This is a genomic window from Gilliamella sp. B2824 (genome assembly GCF_026536245.1).
Classification (GTDB): domain Bacteria; phylum Pseudomonadota; class Gammaproteobacteria; order Enterobacterales; family Orbaceae; genus Gilliamella.
On record NZ_JAFNON010000018.1, the window covers coordinates 1 to 8,323 of the forward strand.

Sequence of the window (8,323 nt, forward strand, 5' to 3'; positions counted from 1 at the left end):
ACTGACAACAAACCGGAAGTCTCGATTGATGTTTCACAGCTTGGTGGAATGTATGCCAATAGTATTCGTATGATTGGTACCGAAAGAGGGGTGGGTGTGCATAATGCCGGTGAACTCGGTGCCAGTGCCGGCAGTATTGTTATCAGTGCTGATGGTAAAATCACCAATCAAGGTGCAATTCAGGCTCAACAAAGTATTAATATCAATAGTGTGCAAGATATTAATAACCAGAATCAAATTTACAGCAAACAAAATATTAAATTAAAAAGTGAACAAACTATTGTTAATGATGGCTCTTTAATTGCTCAAAATAATATTACACTTGACGCGAACAAAATAAATAGTAGTAAAAAGAGTCGTGTTGTGTCTGGTGTCAACGATCAAGGAAAACTAACTAATTCGGGAACTATTTTTGCATCAGCCAATAATATTAATTTTAATGGTAAAAATAGCGCAAGTGAAAAACTTTTATTAAACGCAAAAGAAGCTTTAAATCTCGATAATAGCCAAACATATGCTAATCGTATTGAATTGTTTAGCAACAGCCTTTCACTTAAAGCTGCACAGCTGCAAACAGAACAGCAACTTGATGTAATTAATTCAAACAGCATAGATACATCTAATTCAACGATTATCACTAAAAAAGGGATCACATTCTCCAGTGGTTCAATTATTAATGAAAATAGCCAATTAATATCAGAAAGCGACATAACTTTTACTGCTAATGATATTAAAGGTAACGATTCTAAACTCGCAACAAATCAAAAAATTACTATGCACGCAGCAGATATTGCAATGCAAAATGCGAATTTAAGTGCTAAAGGTGCTATTTCTTTATCTGCAGATCAAATCAATGCTAATAAACTTCAGCTTATTACTGAGCAAGAGCTCGATATTGGCGCTCAAAATTTATTCACTAATCAAGCCAATATACAGGCAAAAAAAGCGATTAATATTAAATCCAATAATTATTTCGCCGATTTCCTTCAATTAATCACTGAACAATCTTTATCTTTAAACAGTCATTATTTACAGCTAAATAATTCCCAGCTAAATGTGTTGGGTGATATTAATGTTGATAGTCACGAATTACAAAGTGGTAGTTCACTATGGTTAGCAGGTAAAAATATTACAGTTAAATCGGACTCTATTAATAATCAATCAAGTCAACAAAAAGCAACTGGAACAATAAATTATCAATTTAATCAATTAAATAACAATAACTCAACATTAATTGGTCAATCTTTAACATTTTCAGGCAATAGCTTATATAACCAAAATGCAAAATGGCAAAGTGGTAGCAATATTAATATTCTTGCAACAAAATTGTTTGATAACAAAACGAGCATAATGTTATCGCAAGATCAATTAAATATTGATACACAAGAGATGGTTAATGATGAGGCAGAACTTTTTGCTGGTGGAAATTTAACCCTTCGTACGACTAAATTATTAAGTAACAATAGTGTTATACAGTCAGATCAAGCAATCACTTTGACGGCAACTGAACAACTTGTTGCGAACGCTGCAAATCTATATTCTCAAAAGTACATGCAAATTAACAGTCAGAATATTGACTTAACTAAAGCAAATGTTGGTGCTAAAGGTGACATAGCAATTATAGGAAAACAACAAACTTATAATAATGCTGAAATATTATCAACTGGCCAAATTCAATTTAATGCAACAACTCTCCAAGCCAATAATGCAACGATAAAAGCAGAAAAAGAGTTAACGATTGATGCAAAACAATTTGCAGCGTTTAACGCCGCTCAGCTAGTTACTAATCAAAAATTAACGATTGACGCAGAACAAATTGAAAGCGCTAATTCGGCCATGTATGCGAAAAGTGGCATGAAAGTGCAGACTACTCAACTGAATAATCAAAACGCCAAATGGAGCAGCGAGGGAACAATTAGTTTAACCGCGCAGCAAATTAATAATCAAAAAACAACGCTACAATCCGGGCAATTAAATATCGAAACAGAGCAACTTGATAATAGCGATGCAATAATATTATCTGATGGTGGTTTAGTTATTAATGCTAAAGATATAGACAATACTTCGGCGCAAATACAAACTAAATCTGGTATTAAAATTAATGCAGATAATACACTAAAAAATGCTAATGCGACATTGATTACTGATGGTGCTATTGATGTTACAACAGACAATTTTATTAACACTAATGCAAAATTTTGGGCAGACCAATTTATTAATATTCATGCCAGTGATGTTAATAATGAACATAGCGTTATTTTATCTAATGATAAGATTGAATTAACGGCTACTAGTGTCAATAATCAAAACAGTGAAATTAAAGCTAAGCAAGCTATTAATATTAAAACTAATGAGCTAGCAAGTGATAATGCTCAATATGTAAGTGGAGGCAATTTAGATTTAAACAGCCAAAACTTGTCACTTAACCAAGCCAAACTTTCCAGTAAAGGTGATATCAATATTGATACTAAGCAGTTAATGAGTGACACTGCAGAATATGTTACAGAAGGTAATTTTACGCTAAAAAGCCAAATTGCATCGCTTAATCAAGCTAAAATAACAAGCAAAGGTAATCTAAATATTGATAATCAACAGGCATTGAATATCAAAAAAGCAGTACTAACGTCGTTGCAATATTTAGGTGTGAAATCTGGCACAATTACGGGTTCTGAATCATCAATAAATAGTGTTGGCAACCTTGATATTTCAACGACAGAATTGATTGATAATAATGCAACATTAATAAGTGATAATGATATCAATATTTATGCTGATAAGCTTAATACTGAATCAACAGAACTCGGTGCTCAAGGTAAAATTAACGTTAATGCGCATACTCTTAAAAATAGCAATGCGAAATGGGTTGCTAATCAAGATATGATTATTAATAGTGAACAAATTGATAATGCCGGCAGCCAAATGGGGAGTGGGCAATCACTGACTATCAATACAAAGCAATTAGATAATCGAAAAGCGATGTTAAGTAGTAAAGGAAATATCAACATCACGAGTGAAAATGTTGATAATACTGCCTCAAAATTATTTAGCAATCAATCTATCAACATAAATAGTCATTACCTTACCAATAAAGAAGCGGTACTAAAATCTGATGATTCAATGACGATTAATAGTCCAGAATTTGACAATAGTGATGCCATTTTAGTTGCCGAAAAAGCAATTACAGTAATCAGTGATAATCTTAAGAATAATAATGCGACAATACAATCACAAGCGCAAATAACCTTAAAAGCCAACCAATTTGATAATCAATCGGCATTACTATTATCGGGGCTAAAAGGAATAACAATTGATGCAGGTACGCTGAATAATCAACAGGCGAAATTATTTACAAAAGGCGATTTAGCGATTAATGCACAAGACTTGATGAATCAATATGCTAAATTAGTTAGTGAAAAATCACTTACTATTAAAGCCAATCAATTCAATAACCAAAATAGTGAATTACAAGCAAAAGCTTCGGTTAATATTGATGCGACAACAATCAATAATCAGCAAGCTAAAATGGATTCAGAACAAGATATTATTTTAAATGCTGCCAATAATATCGATAATAGCGCTGCCAGCATGACAGCTAATGGCTTGATTAATCTTAAAGCATCAAATAATATCAATAACAGCTATGCTAACTTGTTATCTAATAATGGTATTTTATTAGAAGCCGTAAATTTATATAATCAAGCAGCTACATTAAAAACTAATGGGCTCATAAGCATAAAAGCACAAAGTATGGATAATCAGCAATCAGATTATTTAGCAGAAAATATTATGCTTGAAAGTGACCATTTAAATAATCAATTCGCAAAATTAAATGCTAGTCATTACCTTATTATTAACGCAAAAGATTTTGACAATAGTAAAGCAAGTTTACTTGCTGATAGTATTTATTTAAAAACACAATCATTTCATGGTGATGGTGTAATTAAAAGTCAAAATGAGTTATCGCTTGATTTAGATGAAAGTTTTATTAATGAAAATGAAATAACCACCAATGGTCATCTGTCTATTCGTACGCAAAAAGACATTATTAATAAAAATAAAATGACTGCTGGCCGACAAATTTCATTAGAAAGTAAGCAATTAATTAACGAAAAACAATCAGAAATTAGCGCTGGTTATTTAGCACTCAATCATCAAACCATTAATAATTATGGTTTAATTAATGGTGACACAACAGTCATTCGCACCAATGTATTAGATAACTTAGAAAGTGGGCGAATATATGCTGATAATTTAGCAATAAAAGCTTCAATACTTAATAATCGTGCACAAAATGGTGTGGCACCGGTGATTGCTGCTCGGCAAAATTTTCATTTAGGCGTTAATACTTTAAATAATTATACTCACGCTCAGTTACTCAGCTTAGGCAATTTTATTATTGGTGGTGATCTTGATGAGAATTTAAATGTGACAGGTAATGCAGATGTCATCAACAATCACTCGGCAAATATTGAGTCTCATGGCGATTTATATATTAATGCTAATGCAATTAATAACATTAATGATCATATCATAACCGAAATGCGCAAAAGTGATGAAGCCCCAGAAATGGAGGAGTATTTTATCGCTGGCGGTAGACTTGAAAAGTATTCACCTGATGAGATTTTATATCGTATCAGAAGTACACACTTCAGAGGGAAAAGGCCTCAATCATACGGTTGTGAAAAGCACGATAAGGGCTGTTGGTATTTATGGAAAGACATTCCCGAGTACTTAAGACCGACTGGTGCTTTATCAAGAATTCAAATTAAAAAAGATGGTTATACAAGTACAAATTCTTGGCATTACAAAATCATTAAAACAAAATATCGCACTGTAGTACTGGAAACAGATCCTGGTAAAATCACGGCTGCAAATAATATAGTCATTAAGGGGCAAATATTAAATAATCAGGATAGTAAAATTGTAGCCGGTAAAACCGTTAATATTAATGTGCAACAATTAAATAATTATTCACAAGAAACTATTTCAAAATATGTGTATTCGGGCAATAAAATAGAGCATTGGAAAAATGACACAAAAGATTATAGAGCCACCTCTACCCCTTATGATAAACCTGATGAAATATTCAATGATGATAGTTTAAATTCTAATATTTTAGATCATAAAATCTTTGAGCAAACTGAATTAAAAGAGGTACCTCGTGAAACAGTTAAGGTAGAAAATACCCCGACGCCAATTACAGTGAACAATGACATTAAAGAGGTCGCTACAAAGCCTGTACAACCAATACACAATACTGATATTAAACTAACCCCGAATGATAAGAAAGTTGACAAAATATCGAATATTGCAGTACCTACAAATAAATTTGATAATGTAACGGCTATTAGTCAAAAACCTGATAATAATTTACAAGATATTATTACTGATCATATAAACAACAATACAGCGGATAAAACACCAATCAAAGAGCCAGAATCCGCTCAAGCTGATAACATAATGGCTCCAATCAAAACTATTAGTACATATGATCCAACTATTACCCTGCCTGATAATAGTTTATGGATTGTCAATAAATATAATCCAAGTTATATCGTTGAAACCGATCCACGTTTTACACAACGTAAAAAGTGGCTGAGTTCTGACTATATGCTTAATCGCTTAAAAGTGGATCCAAACTCAATCCAAAAACGATTAGGTGATGGTTATTACGAACAGCAACTTATTCGTGAGCAGATTATTGGCTTAACAGGTAATCGCTATCTTCAGGGTTATCGTTCAGATCTTGAACAATATCAGGCATTAATGGATGCAGGGATAAGTTTTGCAAATCAATATGGAATTGTACCGGGTGTTGAACTATCGGCAGAGCAGATGAGAGCCATAACCACCGATATGATCTTGTTAATGAAAAAAACCATTACCGTTGATGGTGAAAACATCGATGTGTTGGTTCCACAAGTCTATATTGTTAATCGAACACAGCTAGGTACAGATGGTGCACTTATTTCAGGCGAAAATGTATTTATAAAAGGTGAACAGCTTGACAATAAAGGTTTAATACAGGCAAAAGAAAATGTTTTATTAAATGGATACAATGTCAACAATACCGGATCTATTTACGGTAATAAAGTTGGGGTAACGGCTGAAAATGATATTACCAATTATGGTAAGTTGGTGGGGGATAAATTAGTTTACTTATCAGCAGATAATGATATTAATTTATTATCCAGCACAAGAACCCAAACAAAAGCAAGAAATTCACTGACCAATATTGATAAAACCAGCATTATTCAGGTAAATGACGGCAATATAATAATCGATGCAGGACATGACATTAAATCCCAGGCTGGCTGGATAATTAACAGTGGCGAACAAGGCACAACCTGGTTACAAGCGGGCCATGATGTCCAATTTACCACAGCTGACATTGAAGAAAAATTTGATTACCGAAGAAAAAAAGATTATCGCATTACAGATGAAAAAAGCGTGGTTGGCACCGGAATAAGTGCGGCCAATAATGTAAATATTATTGCAGGTAATAACATCAATGCCAAAACAGTCGATATTGAAGCGGGGAATCGATTAAATTTAATTGCAGACAATGATATTGAAATAGGCTCTTCAACCGAAACCGCCTTTTTAGATGAATTTCATAAAACTAAATCAAAAGGTTTTTTAAACAAAACCACAAGTACATCACACACCGTAATTGATAACACGACTCAAAAAGGGAGTATGCTCAGTGGTGATAGTGTGACTATTAGTGCTGGCAATAATTTAACCGTAACCGGTAGTCAGGTAGTTGGTACCCATGATGTCAATCTCTATGCCGATAAAGATATTACGGTTAATGCCGCAGAAGAGTCATATTACCGAAAAGAAGAAACAAAAAAGAAAAAATCAGGGTTAATGAGCAGTGGTGGTCTTGGTGTTACCGTTGGTAAAGAGAAAGAGTCACTAAAACAAACCGATACCGAACAAGCTTATGTCGGTAGTGTCGTTGGCAGTACCGACGGCAGTGTTAATATTCATGCAGGCAAAAATATTAACGTTGAAGGCAGTGATATTATTGCTAAGCAAAATATTAAAATGCAAGGTGAAAATGTCAATATTGAAGCGTTAGATGCTAAAACTACCCATAAAGAAGAGTATAAATATCAAAAAACAGGGGTGACCGTTGCTGTTTCGGGTACAGCCAGTAACATATACAACGCAACTCAAACACTACAACAAGCCAAACAGCAAACCAATGATAAAACCAAAGCATTAATGGAAATTAAAGCGGGCTTACAAGCGGGTAATGCGGCGTTAGAAACAGGAGCAAATTTACAAGATGGTGTGCCTGAGGCTTCGGTGGGCATTAATATTAGCCTTGGCAGTGAAAAAACCAAACGTACGGTTAATCAAGAACAACATACCGTGGTTAGCTCATCGGTTGCAGCGGGGCGTGATGTCTCTATCATTGCAACAGGCAATGGTGAAAGCAATAGTGGTGATATAAATGTCATTGGCAGTCAAGTACAAGCAGGCCGTAACGCAACCATTAACGCTAATCATGATATTAATATTATCGGCCAAGAAAACACGTTTAAAACCGATACTAAAGAAAAAAGTAGCAGTGGTTCGGTAAGTGTCGGGTATAACTTTGGTGGTCAAAAGAATGGATTTAATATATCAGCCAGCGGCAGTCAAAGTAAATCCCGAGAAAAAGGGAATGGAACAGACTGGACAGAAAGTGTTATAGAAGCCGGCAATAAGCTAACGATGATAACAGGCAATGATGCCAATATTAATGCTGGCCAGATAAAAGGCGACAGCGTTATTGCCGATATTGGTCATGACCTGAATATTACCTCACAACAAGATAGTGACGAATATCATATGAAAAACAGCTCAAGCTCAGTAGGCGGCAGTTTTTCACTTGGCGGTACAAGCAGTATTAATGCGGCTAATTCTACCTCCAAAATGGACAGCAACTGGAAAAGTGTTACAGACCAGTCAGGCATATTTGCAGGTAAAGGTGGGTATGATATTAAAGTTGGTAATAATACTGACTTAAAAGGGGCGGTGATTGCATCGGAAGCGGAAGATACCGGTAAAAACAAACTTGATACGGGCACAATTAGCTTTACTGATATCGAAAATAAAGCGGATTATAAAGTCAGCAGCAGCAGTGTTGGCGTCAGCACCATTGGCATGCCATCAATGCCAGCCGGTTATAATAAAAAAGACAATGAACAATCGATAACGCATTCAGCGGTGTCCCAAGGCACTATCATCATCCGCAATGAGAATGAACAAAAGCAGGATATCAATGAGTTAAGTCGGGATACTGAGCATGCCAGTAATGAACTTAAGC

General features: G+C 34.5%; 1 protein-coding gene. It reads left to right on the forward strand.

What is annotated here, in order from left to right:
• On the forward strand, positions 1-8,323 hold an 8,323-nt coding region (locus J3U56_RS11720), incomplete at both ends, for a hemagglutinin repeat-containing protein (RefSeq protein WP_267367844.1).